At 71.5% G+C, this 16,195-nt stretch carries 13 protein-coding genes and 1 pseudogene; 4 read left to right on the top strand and 10 right to left on the bottom strand.

Going from position 1 to position 16,195, the window contains the following annotated elements:
• Positions 1–16: 16 nt before the first annotated feature.
• The 4 genes from ACZ6R6_RS05185 to ACZ6R6_RS05170 form a co-directional block, all read right to left on the bottom strand.
• The gene (locus tag ACZ6R6_RS05185) at positions 17–571 is read right to left on the bottom strand and encodes an HD domain-containing protein (RefSeq protein ID WP_306875415.1); all 555 of its coding nucleotides are present in this window, start codon (positions 569–571) and stop codon (positions 17–19) included.
• A gap of 101 nt (positions 572–672) precedes the next feature.
• Positions 673–2,844 (bottom strand): molybdopterin-dependent oxidoreductase, encoded by a 2,172-nt coding sequence (locus ACZ6R6_RS05180; protein ID WP_470090299.1) that lies wholly within the window; start codon positions 2,842–2,844, stop codon positions 673–675.
• Positions 2,845–3,115: 271 nt separating this feature from the next.
• Positions 3,116–4,567: a catalase gene (locus ACZ6R6_RS05175; RefSeq protein WP_470090298.1), complete on the bottom strand. Its 1,452-nt coding sequence runs from the start codon at positions 4,565–4,567 to the stop codon at positions 3,116–3,118.
• 23 nt (positions 4,568–4,590) lie between these two features.
• Positions 4,591–5,010: a Fur family transcriptional regulator gene (locus ACZ6R6_RS05170; RefSeq protein WP_470090297.1), complete on the bottom strand. Its 420-nt coding sequence runs from the start codon at positions 5,008–5,010 to the stop codon at positions 4,591–4,593.
• 125 nt (positions 5,011–5,135) lie between these two features.
• Here ACZ6R6_RS05170 and ACZ6R6_RS05165 point away from each other — a divergent pair, with 125 nt between their 5' ends.
• From ACZ6R6_RS05165 to ACZ6R6_RS05155, 3 genes are read left to right on the top strand one after another with little or no spacing between them, the layout of a single operon-like run.
• Positions 5,136–6,233: a CapA family protein gene (locus ACZ6R6_RS05165; RefSeq protein WP_470090296.1), complete on the top strand. Its 1,098-nt coding sequence runs from the start codon at positions 5,136–5,138 to the stop codon at positions 6,231–6,233.
• Between the two features lie 56 nt (positions 6,234–6,289).
• Complete coding sequence (locus ACZ6R6_RS05160; RefSeq protein ID WP_470090294.1) at positions 6,290–8,146, top strand: SDR family oxidoreductase; 1,857 nt, start codon at positions 6,290–6,292, stop codon at positions 8,144–8,146.
• A gap of 50 nt (positions 8,147–8,196) precedes the next feature.
• On the top strand, positions 8,197–8,844 hold the full coding sequence (locus ACZ6R6_RS05155; RefSeq protein WP_470090293.1) for a TetR/AcrR family transcriptional regulator: 648 nt from the start codon (positions 8,197–8,199) through the stop codon (positions 8,842–8,844).
• On the opposite strand, the gene ACZ6R6_RS05150 is transcribed toward ACZ6R6_RS05155, so the two are convergent.
• Positions 8,820–9,446: a hypothetical protein gene (locus tag ACZ6R6_RS05150; RefSeq protein ID WP_470090292.1), complete on the bottom strand. Its 627-nt coding sequence runs from the start codon at positions 9,444–9,446 to the stop codon at positions 8,820–8,822. The genes ACZ6R6_RS05155 and ACZ6R6_RS05150 overlap by 25 nt on opposite strands.
• Positions 9,447–9,625: 179 nt before the next feature.
• Between ACZ6R6_RS05150 and ACZ6R6_RS05145 the strand changes: the two genes are divergently transcribed.
• On the top strand, positions 9,626–10,156 hold the full coding sequence (locus tag ACZ6R6_RS05145; RefSeq protein WP_470090291.1) for a hypothetical protein: 531 nt from the start codon (positions 9,626–9,628) through the stop codon (positions 10,154–10,156).
• A 272-nt stretch (positions 10,157–10,428) separates the two neighbouring features.
• Here the strand turns inward: ACZ6R6_RS05145 and ACZ6R6_RS05140 are convergent, their stop codons facing one another.
• The 5 genes and pseudogenes from ACZ6R6_RS05140 to grpE form a co-directional block, all read right to left on the bottom strand.
• Complete coding sequence (locus tag ACZ6R6_RS05140; RefSeq protein WP_470090289.1) at positions 10,429–11,166, bottom strand: hypothetical protein; 738 nt, start codon at positions 11,164–11,166, stop codon at positions 10,429–10,431.
• Between the two features lie 113 nt (positions 11,167–11,279).
• The gene (gene clpB, locus ACZ6R6_RS05135; protein ID WP_470090288.1) at positions 11,280–13,862 is read right to left on the bottom strand and encodes an ATP-dependent chaperone ClpB; all 2,583 of its coding nucleotides are present in this window, start codon (positions 13,860–13,862) and stop codon (positions 11,280–11,282) included.
• Positions 13,863–14,124: 262 nt separating this feature from the next.
• Positions 14,125–14,377 (bottom strand): annotated as a pseudogene (locus ACZ6R6_RS05130) (heat shock protein transcriptional repressor HspR); the annotation flags it as partial.
• Positions 14,378–14,379: 2 nt separating this feature from the next.
• Positions 14,380–15,573 (bottom strand): molecular chaperone DnaJ, encoded by a 1,194-nt coding sequence (gene dnaJ / locus ACZ6R6_RS05125; protein WP_470090287.1) that lies wholly within the window; start codon positions 15,571–15,573, stop codon positions 14,380–14,382.
• A 27-nt stretch (positions 15,574–15,600) separates the two neighbouring features.
• A complete protein-coding gene (gene grpE, locus ACZ6R6_RS05120; protein WP_470090285.1) occupies positions 15,601–16,182 on the bottom strand; it encodes a nucleotide exchange factor GrpE in 582 nt (193 codons plus the stop codon).
• Positions 16,183–16,195: the final 13 nt, after the last annotated feature.

Below are 16,195 nucleotides of genomic sequence, written 5' to 3'. Positions count from 1 at the left end.
CTACCCGGGAACCAGGTTATGCACGCGCCAAATGTCCCCGGCTGATGGACAGCTCGATGATCTCGGTGGCATAGGCCCCCAGCGTCGCCGATCCCTCCTCGATGATTTTCACCTTCTCCAGCACCTGCTCGGCCGTCACCTTGTAGAGCGACCAGGTGCCGCCCTCGTTGTGGTGGTTGGCCATGATCGGCGCGATCCTGTCGAGGGCCTTGGCGAACCTGGCCTCGGGGGTCTTGCGCTCCTCGAACTCGTCCCAGAGCGCGCGCAGCCGCGCCGCCTGGTCCTCGGGGAGCAGCCCGAAGATCCGGTCGGCGGCCTTGCGCTCGATGCCGAGCTGGGCCTCGACGGCGTGGGCGTCGTAGATGAAGGTGTCTCCGGCGTCGATCTCGACGATGTCGTGGACGAGCAACATCGCGACGACCTTGTCCAGGTCGGTGTCCGGCGGGGCGTGCTCGGCCAGGATCATCGCCAGCATCCCCACGTACCACGAATGCTCGGCGTCGTTCTCCCGCCGCGACCCGTCCATCAGGGTGTTGCGGCGGACGATGCGTCTGAGCTTGTCGATCTCCATGGCGAAGGCGAGCTGAGCGTGCAGGCGGTCCTGTTCTGGAGGGGTGGTCACCCGCGCAAGCCTAATGCGCGCCGATCCCCCTTTACCGAACGATCATGTGATCACGCGGGACTGAGCGTGACCGGCACCCCGTTGAACACGGCGTTTCCCGAAGGGACGTCGATCACAGACCCGTCCGTCAGCGTGTTCGCGTTGACCCCCGCGTGCTCGGCCGCGACCAGTTGCGCGCTCCCGGCGTGCCCCCAGCCGTGGGGCAGGCTCACCACCCCCGGCATGATCGTGTCGGTGGGTTCCAGCGGCACGACGAGCTGCCCGCCCGCCGAGCGCACGAGCGCGTGCTCGCCGAGCCCGAGCCGGGTCACGTCGCCGGGGTTGATCTGCAGGGTGCAGCGGTTGCTCCCGCCGACCAGCGGTCCCACGTTGTGCAGCCAGCTGTTGTTGGAGCGCAGGTGACGGCGGCCGATCAGCACCATCTCCGTGGGCGGTGCGGCCGGCCGGTCGCGCAGCCGCGCGAGGTCGGCCACCAACTGCGGGGGCGCCAGCTCCACCCGGCCCGAGGCGGTGCACAGCACCTCCGCCAGCCGGGGCCGGAGCGGGCCCAGGTCGATGCCGTGCGGGTTGGCGAGCAGCTCGGCCAGCGACAGGCCGTAGGGGCCGAGCTTCAGCATGGCGTCCAGCCGCCGCTCGGCACCGGTGCTCCCCTCCAGCGCGGCGCGCAGCTCCGCCACCTCGCAGCCCTCGAACGGCGAGCCGGGCGTCCCGACGGCCTTGCGGAGCATCTGGTCGAGGATCAGCTCGTCGAGCGCGGCCGGGTCGGCCTCCGCCCCCTGTCCCGAAGCGATCATCGTCAGCCGCGCCAGGATCTCGGCCTCCGACGGCCGCCCCGGCTCCAACGGCAGGACCGGCGGGGAGAACCTGGCGTAGTTGCGCACCGCGACGAACAGCAGCGAGAGATCGTAGTGCGGCGTCTGCAGCACGCGCGGCGGCGGCAGGATGACGTGCGCGTGCCTGGTCGTCTCGTTCAGGTAGGGGTCCACGCAGACCATGAACTCCAGGTCGCCGAAGGCCCGGTCCAGCCGGGGGCCGCCCGGCGCCGACAGCACCGGGTTGCCCGCCACCGTCACCAGCGCCCTGACCTGCCCCTCGCCCGGGGTCTCGATCTCGTCGGCGAGGGTGGCCACCGGCAGCTCGCCGTTCGCCTCCGGCAGCCCGCGGACGCGGCTGTGCCAGCGTCCCGTGGTGTACGGCCTGCGCCTGCGGCCGTTCTCCACGGCGGTCCTGGCGAACATCACCCCGCCGGGCCGGTCGAAGTTTCCGGTCAGGATGTTGACCACGTCGACCAGCCACTGCGCGACGGTGCCGAACTCCGCGGTGCAGGTCCCGATGCGGGCGTAGACCGCGGCCGTGGGGGCCGCGGCCAGCTCGCGGGCCAGCCGCGCGATCTCCCCGGCGGGCACCCCGCACACCTGGGCCATGGCCTCCGGGGTGAACTCCTCCGCCAGCCGCCGGACCTCCTCCAGGCCCTCGACCTCGACCTCGACCTCGGGCGCGGTGAGGCCCTCGGCGAAGAGCGTGTGGACGATGCCGAGCAGCAGGTGGGCGTCGGTGCCGGGCCGGACGAACAGGTGCTCGTCGGCGAGGGCGGCGGTCCTGGTGCGGCGCGGGTCGACGACCACGAGTTTGCCGCCGCGCCTGCGCAGCGCCTTGAGGCGGCCGGGGAAGTCGGGGGCGGTGCAGAGTGAGCCGTTGGACTCCAGCGGGTTGGCGCCGAGCATCAGCAGGTAGCCGGTCCGGTCCAGGTCGGGCACCGCGATGGCCAGCGGGTCGCCGAGCATGAGGCCGCAGGCGACGTGTTTGGGCATCTGGTCGGCGGTGCTGGCGGAGAAGACGTTGCGGGTGCCGAGCGCGCGGATCAGCGGCGGGCCGTACAGGGCGCCGGCCATGGAGTGGGCGTTCGGGTTGCCCAGGTAGACGGCCAGCGACTGGCGGCCGTGGGCGTCGATGACGCCCTGGAGACCCCGGTCGACCGCGCGGAAGGCCTCCTCCCAGGTGGCCTCGTGCCACTGGTCGCCGGTGCGGATCATCGGGACGCGGAGCCGGTCGGGATCCTCGTCCAGGCGGCCCAGGCTCGCGCCCTTGGGACAGATGAACCCCTGGGAGAACGGGTCGTCCGGGTCGCCCTTGACCGATGTGACGTGCCCGGTGTCGTCGAGTGTGAGCCGCAGGCCGCAGACGGCCTCGCAGAGGGGACAGGTCCGGTGCGCGGTTCTCATCGGCACTCCTGAGTTCGACGAATGAACTCATGATGGCCTCCGGTGGGGGGCGAGGGAAGTCCCGCACCGGTCCCGCGCGGATCACCGGGCAGCCCGGTCCCGCGCGGACGCCCGGGGAAGTTTCCGCGTGGATACCCGGGGAAGTCTCCGCGCGGACGCCCGGGAAAGCGGGAGGACCCGCGCGGGGCGCGCGGGTCCTCTGTGGCCGTACCGCCCGCACCCCGGCGAGGCGCGGACGGTACGGCGGGGACGGGGGTGGAGCGGGGGCGGGTTAGTTGCTGACGCCCAGCCCCTGGGCGACGCCCTGGCCCAGGTCCTTGTGGATGTTGGTCCAGTACTCGACGACGCGCTTCTTCATCTCGGCCGTGACCTCCGGGGCGGAGGCGTGGCCGACGACGTTGCTCACCAGGTGGGCGCGGTCGGTCTCGGACAGGACGTTCTCCCACAGGGCGCGGGGCTGGACGTAGTCGTCGTCCTCGCGGTGCAGGGTGTAGGCGGAGCGGATGATCTCGCCGCTCACCTGGTAGTTCTCACCCTCGTACAGCGCCGGGTCGGCGGCGGGGCCGCCCACCGTGTTCGGCGCGTAGACCGGGTCGGCGGGGTTGACGAAGGCCATCTGGCCGTCCTTGTTGTAGCTGTGGACGGGTGACAGCGGCCGGTTGATCGGCAGCTGCAGGTAGTTGGCGCCGATGCGGTAGCGGTGGGCGTCGGGGTAGGAGAACAGCCGGCCCTGGAGCATCTTGTCCGGGGACGGGCCGATGCCCGGCACCAGGTTGGCGGGCTCGAAGCTCGCCTGCTCCACCTCGGCGAAGTAGTTCTCCGGGTTCCGGTTCAGGACGAACTTGCCGATCGTGATCTCGGGGTAGTCGGAGTGCGGCCACACCTTGGTCAGGTCGAACGGGTTGAACCGGTAGTCGGCGGCGTCCTCGAACGGCATGACCTGGACGTTCACGGTCCAGGACGGGTGGTCGCCGTTCTTGATCGCGGTGTGCAGGTCACGGATGTGGTAGTCCGCGTCCTGCGCGATGACCGCGCCGGCCTCGGCGTCGGTGAAGTTCTTGATGCCCTGGTCGGTCTTGAAGTGGTACTTGATCCAGAACTTCTCGCCGGCCGCGTTGTACCACAGGAAGGTGTGCGAGCCGAAGCCGTGCACGTGACGCCAGGACGCCGGGGTGCCGCGGTCGGTCATCAGGAAGGTGACCTGGTGGGCGGTCTCCGGGGAGAGCGTCCAGAAGTCCCACTGCATGTTGTGGTCGCGCAGGTTGGTGTCGGCGCGGCGCTTCTGGCTGTGGATGAAGTCGGAGAACTTCTGCGGGTCGCGGATGAAGAAGATCGGCGTGTTGTTGCCGACGATGTCGTAGTTGCCCTCTTCGGTGTAGAACTTGATCGCGAAGCCGCGCGGGTCACGCTGGGTGTCGGGGCTGCCCAGCTCGCCGGCCACCGAGGAGAAGCGCAGGAAGAGCGGGGTCTCCTTGCCCTTCTGGAACAGACCGGCCTTGGTGAACTGGCTGACGTCCTCGGTGATCTGAAGGATGCCGTGCGCGCCGCCGCCCTTGGCGTGGACCACCCGCTCGGGCACGCGCTCCCGGTTGAAGTGCGCCATCTTCTGGATCAGGTAGTGGTCCTGCAGAAGCAGGGGCCCGTTCGGGCCGACCGACTGCGAGTGCTCGTCACTCGGAGCGGGGATTCCCGCATCGGTCGTGGTGATGGGCCTGGTGCTCATACGCGGTCCTCCGGGGGTTCTCTTCATCGAGCGTCTTCGGAACGGCATTCAGGACACACGCCCCAGTAGATGACGTCCGCCTCGTCGACCAGGTATCCGGCGTCCGACGCGGGGGCCAGGCAGGGGGCGTGTCCAACAGAGCAGTCGACGTCCGTGACCTTTCCGCACTGCCGGCAGACGAGGTGGTGATGGTTGTCACCGACCCGCGTCTCGTATCGGGCGGGACTGCCGGCGGGTTCGATCCGCCGGAGCAGGCCGCCGCGGTGCAGTGCGTGCAGGGAGTCGTAGACGGCCTGCAGGGAGACATGGCCGACCCGGTCCCGCACGCCACGGTGGACGGCGTCCACATCCAGGTGGTCGCCCTCCCGCACGGTCTGCATGATCGCCAGGCGGGCCGCGGTCACCCGCAGGCCTGCCTCACGGAGCCGGTCCCCATCTCCCATGGCCCCACATTATGGGGCAAACCGGAATCATTCAAGTAAATGAGTCATCCAAGTTTGGGAGAATCAGATCTCCAACGGCCGGGTTGTGCCGCTTACGGACGATCAGATGGCATCCTCGGATACCGATGGACACGTATATTCCGCGCCGCCTCGCTGTGGCCACCGCTGTCGCCCTCTCCTGCCTGCTCCTGGCGGCGTGCACGGCGGTCGGCGCCGCCGCGCCGACGCCGGAGCCGGACGTCGCGGAGAAGCCCACCGCCTCGGGTGAGGCCGCGCCCACGCCCGAGCGCGAGCCCTACACCATCTCCTTCGGAGGCGACGTGCACTTCGAGGGAGTGCTGCTGTCCCGGCTGCGGGCCAACCCGCGGACCGCGCTCGGCCCGATCGCCAAGGTGCTCAGCCGTTCCGACCTCGCGATGGTCAACCTGGAGACCGCGATCACCACGGGCGGCACCCGCGCCCCCGGCAAGCAGTTCGCCTTCCGGGCCCCGGCCTCCGCGCTGACCGCGCTGAAGGCCGCCGGCGTCGACGTCGCCTCCATGGCCAACAACCACGGCATGGACTACATGGACAGCGGGCTGGCCGACTCGCTGGCGGCGATCAGGCGCGCGAAGTTCCCCGTCGTGGGCGTGGGCGCGGACGAGGCCCAGGCGTACCGGCCGTGGCGGACGACCGTGAACGGCAACCGCGTCGCCGTCATCGGCGCGACCCAGGTGCTGGACTCCGAGTTCATCCAGGCGTGGACGGCCTCCGGCGACAAGGGCGGCCTGGCCTCGGCCAAGAACGAGGCGCGGCTGATCCAGGAGGTCCGCAAGGCGCGCAGGAACTCCGACACGGTGATCGTCCACCTGCACTGGGGCACCGAGCTGCAGAAGTGCCCGAACGAGGCCCAGCTCAGCCTGGCCCCCAAGCTGGTCGCGGCCGGGGCCGACGTCATCGTGGGCGGCCACGCGCACATCCTGCTCGGCGGCGGTTATCTGAAGAACAGCTACGTCAACTACGGCATGGGCAACTTCGTCTTCTACAACTGGGGCCCGGAGACCGGCCGGACCGGCGTGCTCACCCTGACGATCAACGGCCGCAAGGTGCTGAAGGACCAGTGGACCCCGGCCACCATCCAGGGCGGGGTGCCGGTCCCGCTCACCGGGGCGGGCCGGCAGCAGGCCGTCGCCGGCTGGAAGGCGCTGCGCGGCTGCACCGGCCTGGCCGCCAAGCCCGGCTAGGAAGATCCCCTCCCGGCCGGTTACTGTTTGGACAGTCCGTCCAACAGGAGGCCGTGATGCGGTGGGTCGAGTCCGGTGACGTGCGGCTGGCGCTGTTCGAGGAGGGGGACCCGGCCGCTCCCACGGTCCTGCTGGTGCACGGCTACCCCGACACGCACCGGGTCTGGGACGAGGTCGCCGCCCTGCTGCGGGACCGCTTCCACGTGGCCCGCTACGACGTCCGGGGCGCCGGGCGCTCCGGCGCCCCGCGCGACGGCGCGGACTACACCTACGACCACCTGGCCGCCGACATGGCGGCCGTCCTCGACGCGCTGGACAGGCCGGCGGTGCACCTCGTGGGGCACGACTGGGGCTCCATCCAGGGCTGGGACCTGATCGGCCGGCCGGGGATCAAGGAGAGGGTCGCCTCCTTCACCTCCTTCGGAGGGCCCGGCCTGGAGCAGGCCGCCCACTTCATGCGGCACGGCCGGCGCCGGGACGTCGCCGGGCAGCTGCTGAGGTCCTGGTACATCGGGGCGTTCCAGGCCCCGGTGGCCCCCGAGCTGGCCTGGCGCACCGTGCTGCCGCGCGTCCTGACACGGGTCATGCGGGTCTCCGAGGGGATCACCCCGCGCCCCGGCCATCCGGCGGACACCCTCGGCAAGGACGGTGCGAACGGCCTCGGCCTGTACCGGGCGAACATGTTCACCGCCGGCCGCGCGCTCCGCGCCGAGCCGGTCGTCGAGACGCCGATCCAGCTCATCGAGGCCACCCGGGACGCCTTCGTCTCGCCCGCGCTCCTGGCCGCCCTGCGCCCGTGGGCGCCGCGGATGTGGCACCGGCGGATCACCGCGGGCCACTGGGCGCAGCGCAGCCGTCCCGAGACGATCGCCAGGATGATCGCCGAGTTCGCCGAGCACGTCGAGGGCGCGCCGCCGTCCAGGGAACTGCGCCGGGCCCGGGTGGGCGACCACACGCCGTACGGTGACGGGCCGGTGGGCGACCACACCTCGTACGGTGACGGGCCGGTGGGCGACCACACCCCGTACGACGACGGGCTGGTGGTCACCGGGCCGTACGACGACGGGCCGGCGGGAGCCGCCGGGCCGTTCGAGGACCGGCTGGTGGTGGTCACCGGGGCGGGCGCCGGGATCGGGCGGGCCACCGCGCGGGCCTTCGCCTCGCACGGGGCGGAGGTGATCTGCTCCGACATCGACCTCGACGCCGCCCGGCGCACCGCCGACGGCATCTCCAGGACCTGGCGTACGGCGCACGCCTACCGGGTGGACGTCGCGGACGCCGCGGAGATGGAGCGGTTCGCCCAGCTCGTCCGGGACGAGCATGGAGTGCCCGACATCGTGGTCAACAACGCCGGGATCGCGGTCGCCGGCCCGTTCCTCGCCCACTCGCTCGAAGACTGGCGGCGGACCCTCGACGTCAACCTGTGGGGCGTCATCCACGGCTGCCGGCTGTTCGCCGCCCAGATGGTCGAGCGCGGCGAGGGCGGCCACATCGTCAACATCGCCTCGCTCGCCGCCTTCGCCCCCAGCAGGACGCTGCCCGCCTACTCGACGTCGAAGGCGGCGGTGAAGATGCTCAGCGACTGCCTCCGGGCGGAGCTGGCCGGCCAGGGGATCGGGGTCACCGCGATCTGCCCCGGCTTCGTGTCCACCGCGATCGCCGGCAACACGACCTACGTGGGCGGCAGAGCGCCGCAGGCCCGGGCGGCCACGGCCGCGAGGGCGGAGAAGGCGCTGGCCATGCGCGGATATCGGCCGGAGCGGGTGGCCGCGCACATCCTGCGGGCGGTCCACCGCGACCGGCCGGTCGTCGCCGTGAACGCCGAAGGGAAGATCGGCTACGCGCTCTCGCGGATCTCCCCGGCCGTCCTGCGCCGCCTGGCCAGGCTCTCCGGCCCGGGAGAAATCCCGTGATTGCCGAAGAGAGACTGACCTGGAGGGGGTCCGGCGGGCAAGATGGTGGGGTGTCCCCCCTGTCTGCGGATGAGCCCGACGAGGCCCCACTACGGCGTCAGCCCACCCAGCGGCGGAGCGCGCGGCGCGTCGAGAGGATGCTCGACGCCTGCGCCGACCTGCTGGACGAGGTCGGCTACGACGCGCTGTCCACCACCCGCATCGCCGAGCGCGCCGGTGTCGCGATCGGCTCGGTCTACCAGTTCTTCCCCGACAAACGGGCCATCACCCAGGCGGTGACCCGCAGGCACGTGGAACGCTTCATCTCCCGCGTCGGCAGGCGCTTCCTGTGGGAGGACTACGCCGGCTGGTGGGACGCGGTCGACGCGATCATCGACGAATACGTGGAGATGCACCGGACCGTTCCGGGCTTCCGGTCCCTGCACTTCGGCGACGTGGTCGACCTCAACCTGCTCGACGGGGTCTCCGACAACAACACGGTGATCGCGGGCCGGCTGCGCGGGCTCCTCCTCAAGGAGTACGGCCTGGCCGACAGCGAGGAGCTCGACCTGGCCATCCTCGTGGCGGTCGAGGCCGGAGACGCGGTGCTCAAGCTGGCCTTCCGGCGTGACCCCGCCGGGGCCCCGGAGATCGTGGCCGAGGCCAAGCGCCTGATCCGGGGCTACCTCAACCGTCAGTTCGCCGGCAGCTCGGCCTGATCGGGCCCGGTCCCCGTGGGGATCCTCCGGAAGGGGCCGGACAGCGGCGGTGCCCCCTCGCCGGACACGCGCCGGTCTTCGAGCGGGCTCCGCTCCTCGGACATGCTCTGCTCGGAGATGACCAACTGCTCCTGGGGCTCCCGCTGGCCGCGCCCGTGCCGCTGCTCGGCGGAGGGGTGCCGGCCCCAGGTCTCGCTCCCACGGGGCTCGGCCGCCTCGGGGCCGGGCAGTCTCGGCTCGGGCGGCAGAGGCTCGAACCTCAGCCCCCCGGCCGGCCGGGGCTCGGCGGGCGGCGGCTCGGCCGGCAGGGCCTCCACCGGGACGGGGATGAGCGCGGCGGGCATGGGCGCCTTCCGCCGCCTCGGATGGGAGGGCGGCAGGATCTCGCAGGGCATCGCCGGCACGGCGATCGTCTGGATCTGGGGCACGTCCTGGACCGGCGCTAGAAGCTGCTCCTCGCGGAGCCGGCTCTCCAGGGACACGAGCTCGCGGTAGGTCCGCTGGACGGCGTCCATCCTGGCGGAGAGATATCCGGCCGAACCCGGGACGAGCACGGAGAGACCGACCAAGAACGTCAGTGTGAAGGTGGTCTGCTTGGACATGCCCATCGCAGCTCCTTCGAACAGTAGCGTCCCGCTGGCAGGAGTCGCCTGCCATATGCCCGTTTTCCTGCGGTAACACGCGTACTGTAGTCAATCGTTTACGAGGGGTTGCGTAAGGAATACCTGCCGTTGTGCGGACGTAGTCGAGCGCCGCTCGGTACTCTCGCGATGTGGCGCATGTGACACATGAGCAACTTGATCGGTTGCTTGAGCGGGCACTTCTGGCCGATGATCATGGAGACCTCGCCCGGCGGCTGGAAGCGCTGGTAGAGGCATACGTGTCCGGCGACATCTCGCGGGCGGAGATCTTGATGATCGCCGCAGAGGAGTGGCGGCAGGCCGGACAGCCCGCCCGCGCTCTCGACTGCCTCCAGCGGGCGGTGGACGACGGCGGCGAGGTGAGCGTCGACCCCCGGGCCGAGATCGCCGACACTCTCTTCGAGCTTGAGCAGTCGGACGAGGGGCGGGAGGTGATCGAGGCGATCCGGGCCGACGGCGGGGTCACTCCGGCCACCGCGCTCACGGTCGCCGAGACCCTGGTCGCCTACGGGGACCTGAATGAGGCCCATCGCTGGGCCACCGAGGGGGCCCAGGGGGCGGCGAGGGGCAGCGGGGAGCACACCGCGCTGCTCCGCACCCGCTACCGGATCCGAGTGGACCTCGGCCTCCCGGAGGACGAGCTCGACGCCCTCCTCGACGCCTCCCACTGACCCGGCGGGCCACGCCGGCCACCGGGTCGGACCGTTCCACCGGTGCCGCACCCCGTGCGGCACCGGTCCGTGGGAGGCTGCCACACGGACCGGACCGGGGTTCATGGGGCCGCTGCCGTGTGGGCCGCGCTGCCGTGTGGGCCGCGCCGCCGTGTGGGCCGCGCTGACCCACCGACGGCCTGGCTCAGGACCGCGCCGTGCCCGGGACGCGCTCACCGTGACGGGGCGCGGCCCGCTGGGGCGCGACCCTGCTCGGACGGTCCTGCCGGTGCCTAGCGGAGCCCGAGGCCCGGGAGCACCTGGTCCAGGACCGGGAGCTCAGCGGTCTCCTCGGTGACCTTCGGCGGGGCGACCTCGACGGGGGCGGTCTCCGGCAGGTCCGGGACCTTCACCTCGGGCTCGATGGCGGCGGGGAGCTCCTCCGCCACGCCCTTCACCGAGACCGGGCGCTGCAGCGGCACGGGCAGCGGCACAGTCGTGCCGGACAGCGCGCCGGACGGGTCCGTCAGGCCCGGGGCCTTGGGGATCGAGGGGACCGCCGGGGCCGGGAACCTGATGAGGTCGGTGCCCGGGGTGCCCGGCAGGCCGGGCAGGTCCGGCGCGGCGGCCAGGGTGCCGGCCGGGGCGTGGCCCGGGAAGCCGGGCATCCCGGAGGGCAGCGCGGGCATGCCGGCGCCCGCCGCGACGCCGGCCGTGTCGGCGAAGCTGGTCACCGCCGAGGCCTGGGAGAGACCGGGCAGACCGGCGAGCCGGGCGAGCCGCTCCATGGCCGTCGGCACCTCGCCGTCGGCCGGGACCGTCATCCGGCCGACGCCCGTGGCCGCCCTGACGTCGCCGGTCTCGTCGCAGACGGCCGCCACCGACCCTGGTGTCTCCAGCAGCTCCACCGTGTTCCGTCCCTGGCAGGACACGTCGCCGGCCGACGCGGGAGCGGCCCCCGACCAGCTCACCCCGGCCGTGAGCGCCGCCACCGCGAGGATCCCCCGGATGCGCCGTGATGTGTTGGACATTCACGTCCCCCTGTTGTTTTCGGTAGTCCGACGACTGCCGAAGGTAACATCGGGGGTCTGCCGAGGGGCGGGCTTAACCCAATGCTGGTCAAGCCCTTACCCGGACGGTGCGGTCAGGCCCTCACCGGGCCGATCTCCAGGGTGTCGTTCGCCTTGTCGAGGTCGACCAGGACCTCGTCGCCGTCCTGGACCTCGCCGGAGAGCACCTCCTTGGCCAGCTTGTCGCCGATCGACGACTGGACGAGGCGGCGTAGCGGCCGGGCGCCGTACAGCGGGTCGTAGCCCGTCAGCGCCAGCCAGTCGCGTGCCGCCGGGGTCACCGTCAGCGTGAGCCGCCGGTCGGCCAGCCGCCTGGCCAGGTGCGTCACCTGCAGGTCCACGATCCTGGACAGCTCCTCCACGCCGAGCGCCTCGAACAGGATCACCTCGTCGAGCCGGTTGAGGAACTCCGGCTTGAAGGAGCTCCTGACCGCGTTCATCACGGCCTCGCGCTTGGCCCCGTTCTCCAGCGCCGGGTCCACGAGGTACTGCGAGCCGATGTTGGAGGTGAGGATCAGGATGACGTTGCGGAAGTCGACGGTCCGGCCCTGTCCGTCGGTGAGCCGCCCGTCGTCGAGCACCTGGAGCAGGATGTCGAAGACCTCGGGGTGGGCCTTCTCGACCTCGTCCAGCAGCACCACGGTGTACGGCCTGCGCCGCACGGCCTCGGTGAGCTGGCCGCCCTCCTCGTAGCCGATGTAGCCGGGCGGGGCTCCGACCAGGCGCGCCACGCTGTGCTTCTCGCCGTATTCGCTCATGTCGATGCGGACCATCGCCCGCTCGTCGTCGAACAGGAAGTCGGCCAGCGACTTGGCCAGCTCGGTCTTGCCGACGCCGGTGGGGCCGAGGAACAGGAAGCTGCCGGTCGGCCGGTCCGGGTCGGAGATGCCCGCGCGTGCCCGCCGTACGGCGTCGGAGACCGCCTGGACGGCCTCCTTCTGGCCGATCAGGCGCCTGCCCAGCTCCTCCTCCATGCGGAGCAGCTTGGCGGTCTCTCCCTCCAGCAGGCGTCCCGAGGGGATGCCGGTCCAGGAGGAGATGACCTGGGCGATGTCGTCCGGGCCGACCTCCTCCTTGACCATCGGGTCCTCCGGCTGGGCGGCCGCGCTGGCCTCGGCCAGCTCGGCCTCCAGCTTGGGCACCTCGGCGTACATCAGCCGGGAGGCGGCCTCGAAGTCGCCGTCGCGCTGCGCCCGCTCGGCGGCGCCGCGCACCTCGTCGAGCTTCTTCTTCAGGTCGCCGACCCGGTTGAGCCCGGCCTTCTCCCGCTCCCAGCGCCCGACCAGCGCGTTGAGCTCCTCCTGCCGGTCGGCGAGCTCCTTGCGGAGCCGCTCCAGCCGCTGGATGCTGCCCTCGTCGGTCTCCTTGGCGAGCGCGAGCTCCTCCATCTTCATCCGGTCGACGTTCCGCTGGAGCTGGTCGATCTCCACGGGGCGGGAGTCGATCTCCATGCGGAGCCGGGAGGCGGCCTCGTCGATGAGGTCGATCGCCTTGTCCGGCAGGAACCGGGAGGTGATGTAGCGGTCGGAGAGGGCGGCGGCGGCCACCAGCGCGCTGTCGGCGATCTGGACCTGGTGGTGCGCCTCGTAGCGGCCCTTGAGGCCGCGCAGGATCGCGATGGTGTCCTCGACCGTGGGCTCGCCCACGTAGACCTGCTGGAAGCGCCGCTCCAGCGCGGGGTCCTTCTCGATGCGCTCGCGGTATTCGTCGAGCGTCGTCGCGCCGATCATCCGCAGCTCGCCCCGGGCCAGCATGGGCTTGAGCATGTTGCCCGCGTCCATCGCGCCCTCGGCGGCGCCCGCGCCGACCATGGTGTGCAGCTCGTCGATGAAGGTGACGACCTGGCCGTTGCTCTCCTTGATCTCGCTGAGCACGGCCTTGAGGCGCTCTTCGAACTCGCCGCGGTATTTCGCCCCGGCGACCATCGCACCCAGGTCCAGCGCGACCAGGCGCTTGTCGCGCAGGCTGGAGGGGACGTCGCCGGCGACGATCCGCTGGGCCAGGCCCTCCACCACGGCGGTCTTGCCGACCCCGGGCTCCCCGATGAGCACCGGGTTGTTCTTGGTCCGCCGGCTGAGCACCTGGACGACCCTGCGGATCTCCGAGTCACGGCCGATCACCGGGTCCAGCTTGCCGGCCCTGGCCTGCTCGGTCAGGTCGACGCCGTATTTCTCCAGTGCCTGGTAGGTGTCCTCGGGCGTCTCGCTGGTCACCCGGGCGTGCCCGCGCACTTTCTCGAAGGCGTCGAGCAGGGCGTTGGGGGTGGCGCCGCGGGACTTGAGCAGCTCGGCGATCGGGCCGCCGTCGGTGGCGAGGCCGACCAGCAGGTGCTCGGTGGAGACGTATTCGTCCTCCAGCCGGCGGGCGCGCTGGGCGGCGGTGTTCAGCGCGGTGAGCAGCTGCCGGGAGCTCGACGGGGCGCTGACCGTGGCGCCCTGCGCCTTGGGCAGGGCGGCGAGCTGCCGCTCGGCCTCGGTGCGCAGCTGCTTCCAGTCGGCGCCGACGGCCTCCAGCAGGGGTATGGCGGTGCCGCCGGTCTGGCCGAGCAGCGAGGTGAACAGGTGAGCCGGGGCGACCTCCGGGTTGCCCTCGGCGGCGGCGCGCCTGATGGCGGAGGAGACCGCCTCCTGGCTCTTCTGGGTGAGCTTGTAGTCCATGGTTGTCTGCCCTCACTCCGTTCGGCGGCTGAGGCGCCGATGACCGGTGCCCTCACCGGTCGCGGGTCCGCCTGGCCCCCGCGCTCCGCAGGTGAAGGTCACCGGCGCGCCCTCGCGTGTCGGTTGCGACGCTGAGCGCCGCGGCTCGCCCCCCGAGCCTCCGTGACTCAGGCGGGTGGCAGTTGGTACTGGATCAGTGCGCGGATCATGGTCATCTCCGCGCGGAGCCGGTGGTTCTCGTCGCGCAGGCGCAGGGCCTCGTTCTCCAGCGCCAGGATGCGTTTGATGCCCGCGAGGTTGATGCCCTCCTCCTGGGAGAGCCGCTGGACCTCGCGGAGCATCACGATGTCGCGGGTGGAGTAGAGCCGCCCGCGTCCTGACGTGCGGCCCGGACTGACCAGGCCGAGACGGTCGTACTGCCGGAGGGTCTGCGGATGCAGGCCCGACAGCTGCGCGGCCACCGAGATCACGTAGACGGGGGTGTCGTCCGACAGATCGAAGTAGTTGGCTTCCATGGCTACTCGCTTCTGGCCTGTTGGATGAGGTCGGCCCGCGGGTCACCGCCCGCCGTGGCGTCGCGGAACTCCTCCAGAGCGTTGCGCGCCTTGTCCTCGAGCTGCTGGGGCACCAGGACCTCGACCGTGGCGAGCAGGTCGCCCTTGGTGCCGTCCTTGCGGGGCACGCCCCTGCCCCGCACCCGGAAGGTGCGGCCGTTCGGGGTCCCCTCGGGGATGCGCAGGGTGACCGGCATTCCCTTGAGGATCGGCACCTTGATCTCGGCGCCGAGTGCCGCCTCGGTGAAGGTGACCGGCACGGTGATCGTCAGGTTCTCGCCGGTCCGGCCGAAGACCGGGTGCGACTTGACGTGGATCTGGACGTACAGGTCACCGGCCGGCCCGCCGTTCTCGCCGGGCGCGCCCTTGCCCTTGAGCTTGATGCGCTGGCCGTCGCCGACCCCGGCCGGGATGCGCGCCTGGATCGTGCGGGTGCTCCTGCCCCGCCCGCTCCCCTCGCACACCGGGCACGGGTCGTCCACCAGCAGGCCGCGGCCCTTGCAGTCGCGGCACGGCTCGGAGAAGGCGAAGTTGCCCAGGTTACGGCTGGCCGCGCCGGTGCCCTCGCAGGTCGGGCAGACCCGCGGGGTGGTCCCGGCCTTGGCGCCGGTGCCGCTGCACGCCGTGCACGCCGAGGAGCTGGTGAGCCGGAGCGAGACGGTGGCGCCGTCCACGGCCTCGCCGAACGAGAGCGTGACCTCCGACTCGATGTCCTGGCCGCGCCGTGCCCTGGTGCTGGTCGTCCCGCCGGCGCGGCTGGCGGAGCCCCGGTTGAACAGGCCGCCGAAGATGTCGCCGATGCGCTCCCCGGCGCCGCCCTGCTGCTGCTGGTTGGTGCCGCCGAACAGGTCTCCCAGGTCGAAGGGGAACCCGCCCCCGCGGGAGGCCCCCCCGGCCCCCGCGTAACCGCCGAGTCCCGATCCGAACAGCGTCCGCGCCTCGTCGTACTCCTTGCGGCGCTTGGTGTCGGACAGGATGTCGTAGGCCTCGGAGACCTCCTTGAACTTGGCCTCGGTCTCCGTGCTGCCCTGGTTGGCATCCGGGTGGTACTGCCTGGCCAGCTTCCGGTATGCCTTCTTGATCTCTTCGGCGGTGGCGGTCTTGGGCACACCAAGGACGGCGTAGTAGTCCTTCTCCAGGTAGTCCTTGGTGCTCATCTTCCGTTCCTTCTCAGAGAGGGGGTGTCAGTTGTCGTTCGAGGTGGGCTCTTCGGGCTCGGCGACCGCGACCCGCGCCGGGCGGAGCACACGCTCGCCGATCCGGTAACCGGACTGCAGGATCTCCACGCAGGTCGGCTCGGTGACGTCGGGGGAGTAGCTGTGCAGGAGCGCCTCGTGCACCGTCGGGTCGAAAGGCTCGCCCTTGGTGCCGAAGGTGCTCAGTCCCAGCTTCCCGGTGGCCGCCTCCAGCGACTCGCTCACCTTGGCGAAGCCGCCGGTGAGCTCTCCGTGGTCACGGGCCCGGCCGATGTCGTCGAGGACCGGCAGCAGCTCGGCCAGCACGCCGGCCACCGCCTGCTCCTTGACCGCGGTCCGGTCCCGCTCGACCCGCTTGCGGTAGTTGGAATACTCCGCCTGGAGGCGCTGCAGGTCCGCGGTGCGCTCGGCGAGCTGGGTGGCCAGCTCGACCGAGGCGAGGTCGGCGGCCGGAGCAGGCTGTCCGGCCTGCTCCTTGACCGCCTCGCGGACCTCGCCCGTCTCCGGGTCGATCTTGCGGTTGTCGCGGATCACCGGCTCCTCCCCGGAACCGTTCTCACGCGTGTTCACGCTCGCGCTCCCC

Source organism: Streptosporangium sp. NPDC048886 (assembly GCF_055586905.1).
The sequence above is the reverse complement of the archived record's forward strand: the minus strand, read 5'-3'. Positions and strand labels throughout refer to the sequence as shown.

What these genes read in the sequence shown, in the direction of transcription:
- ACZ6R6_RS05140 (WP_470090289.1), bottom strand. Translation starts at nt 11,166, where the DNA reads ATGTCCAACACATCACGGCGCATCCGGGGGATCCTCGCGGTGGCGGCG.
- ACZ6R6_RS05160 (WP_470090294.1), top strand. Translation starts at nt 6,290, where the DNA reads ATGCGGTGGGTCGAGTCCGGTGACGTGCGGCTGGCGCTGTTCGAGGAG.
- dnaJ (WP_470090287.1), bottom strand. Translation starts at nt 15,573, where the DNA reads ATGAGCACCAAGGACTACCTGGAGAAGGACTACTACGCCGTCCTTGGT.
- ACZ6R6_RS05175 (WP_470090298.1), bottom strand. Translation starts at nt 4,567, where the DNA reads ATGAGCACCAGGCCCATCACCACGACCGATGCGGGAATCCCCGCTCCG.
- ACZ6R6_RS05180 (WP_470090299.1), bottom strand. Translation starts at nt 2,844, where the DNA reads ATGAGAACCGCGCACCGGACCTGTCCCCTCTGCGAGGCCGTCTGCGGC.
- ACZ6R6_RS05185 (WP_306875415.1), bottom strand. Translation starts at nt 571, where the DNA reads ATGGAGATCGACAAGCTCAGACGCATCGTCCGCCGCAACACCCTGATG.
- ACZ6R6_RS05170 (WP_470090297.1), bottom strand. Translation starts at nt 5,010, where the DNA reads ATGGGAGATGGGGACCGGCTCCGTGAGGCAGGCCTGCGGGTGACCGCG.
- ACZ6R6_RS05165 (WP_470090296.1), top strand. Translation starts at nt 5,136, where the DNA reads ATGGACACGTATATTCCGCGCCGCCTCGCTGTGGCCACCGCTGTCGCC.
- clpB (WP_470090288.1), bottom strand. Translation starts at nt 13,862, where the DNA reads ATGGACTACAAGCTCACCCAGAAGAGCCAGGAGGCGGTCTCCTCCGCC.
- ACZ6R6_RS05150 (WP_470090292.1), bottom strand. Translation starts at nt 9,446, where the DNA reads ATGTCCAAGCAGACCACCTTCACACTGACGTTCTTGGTCGGTCTCTCC.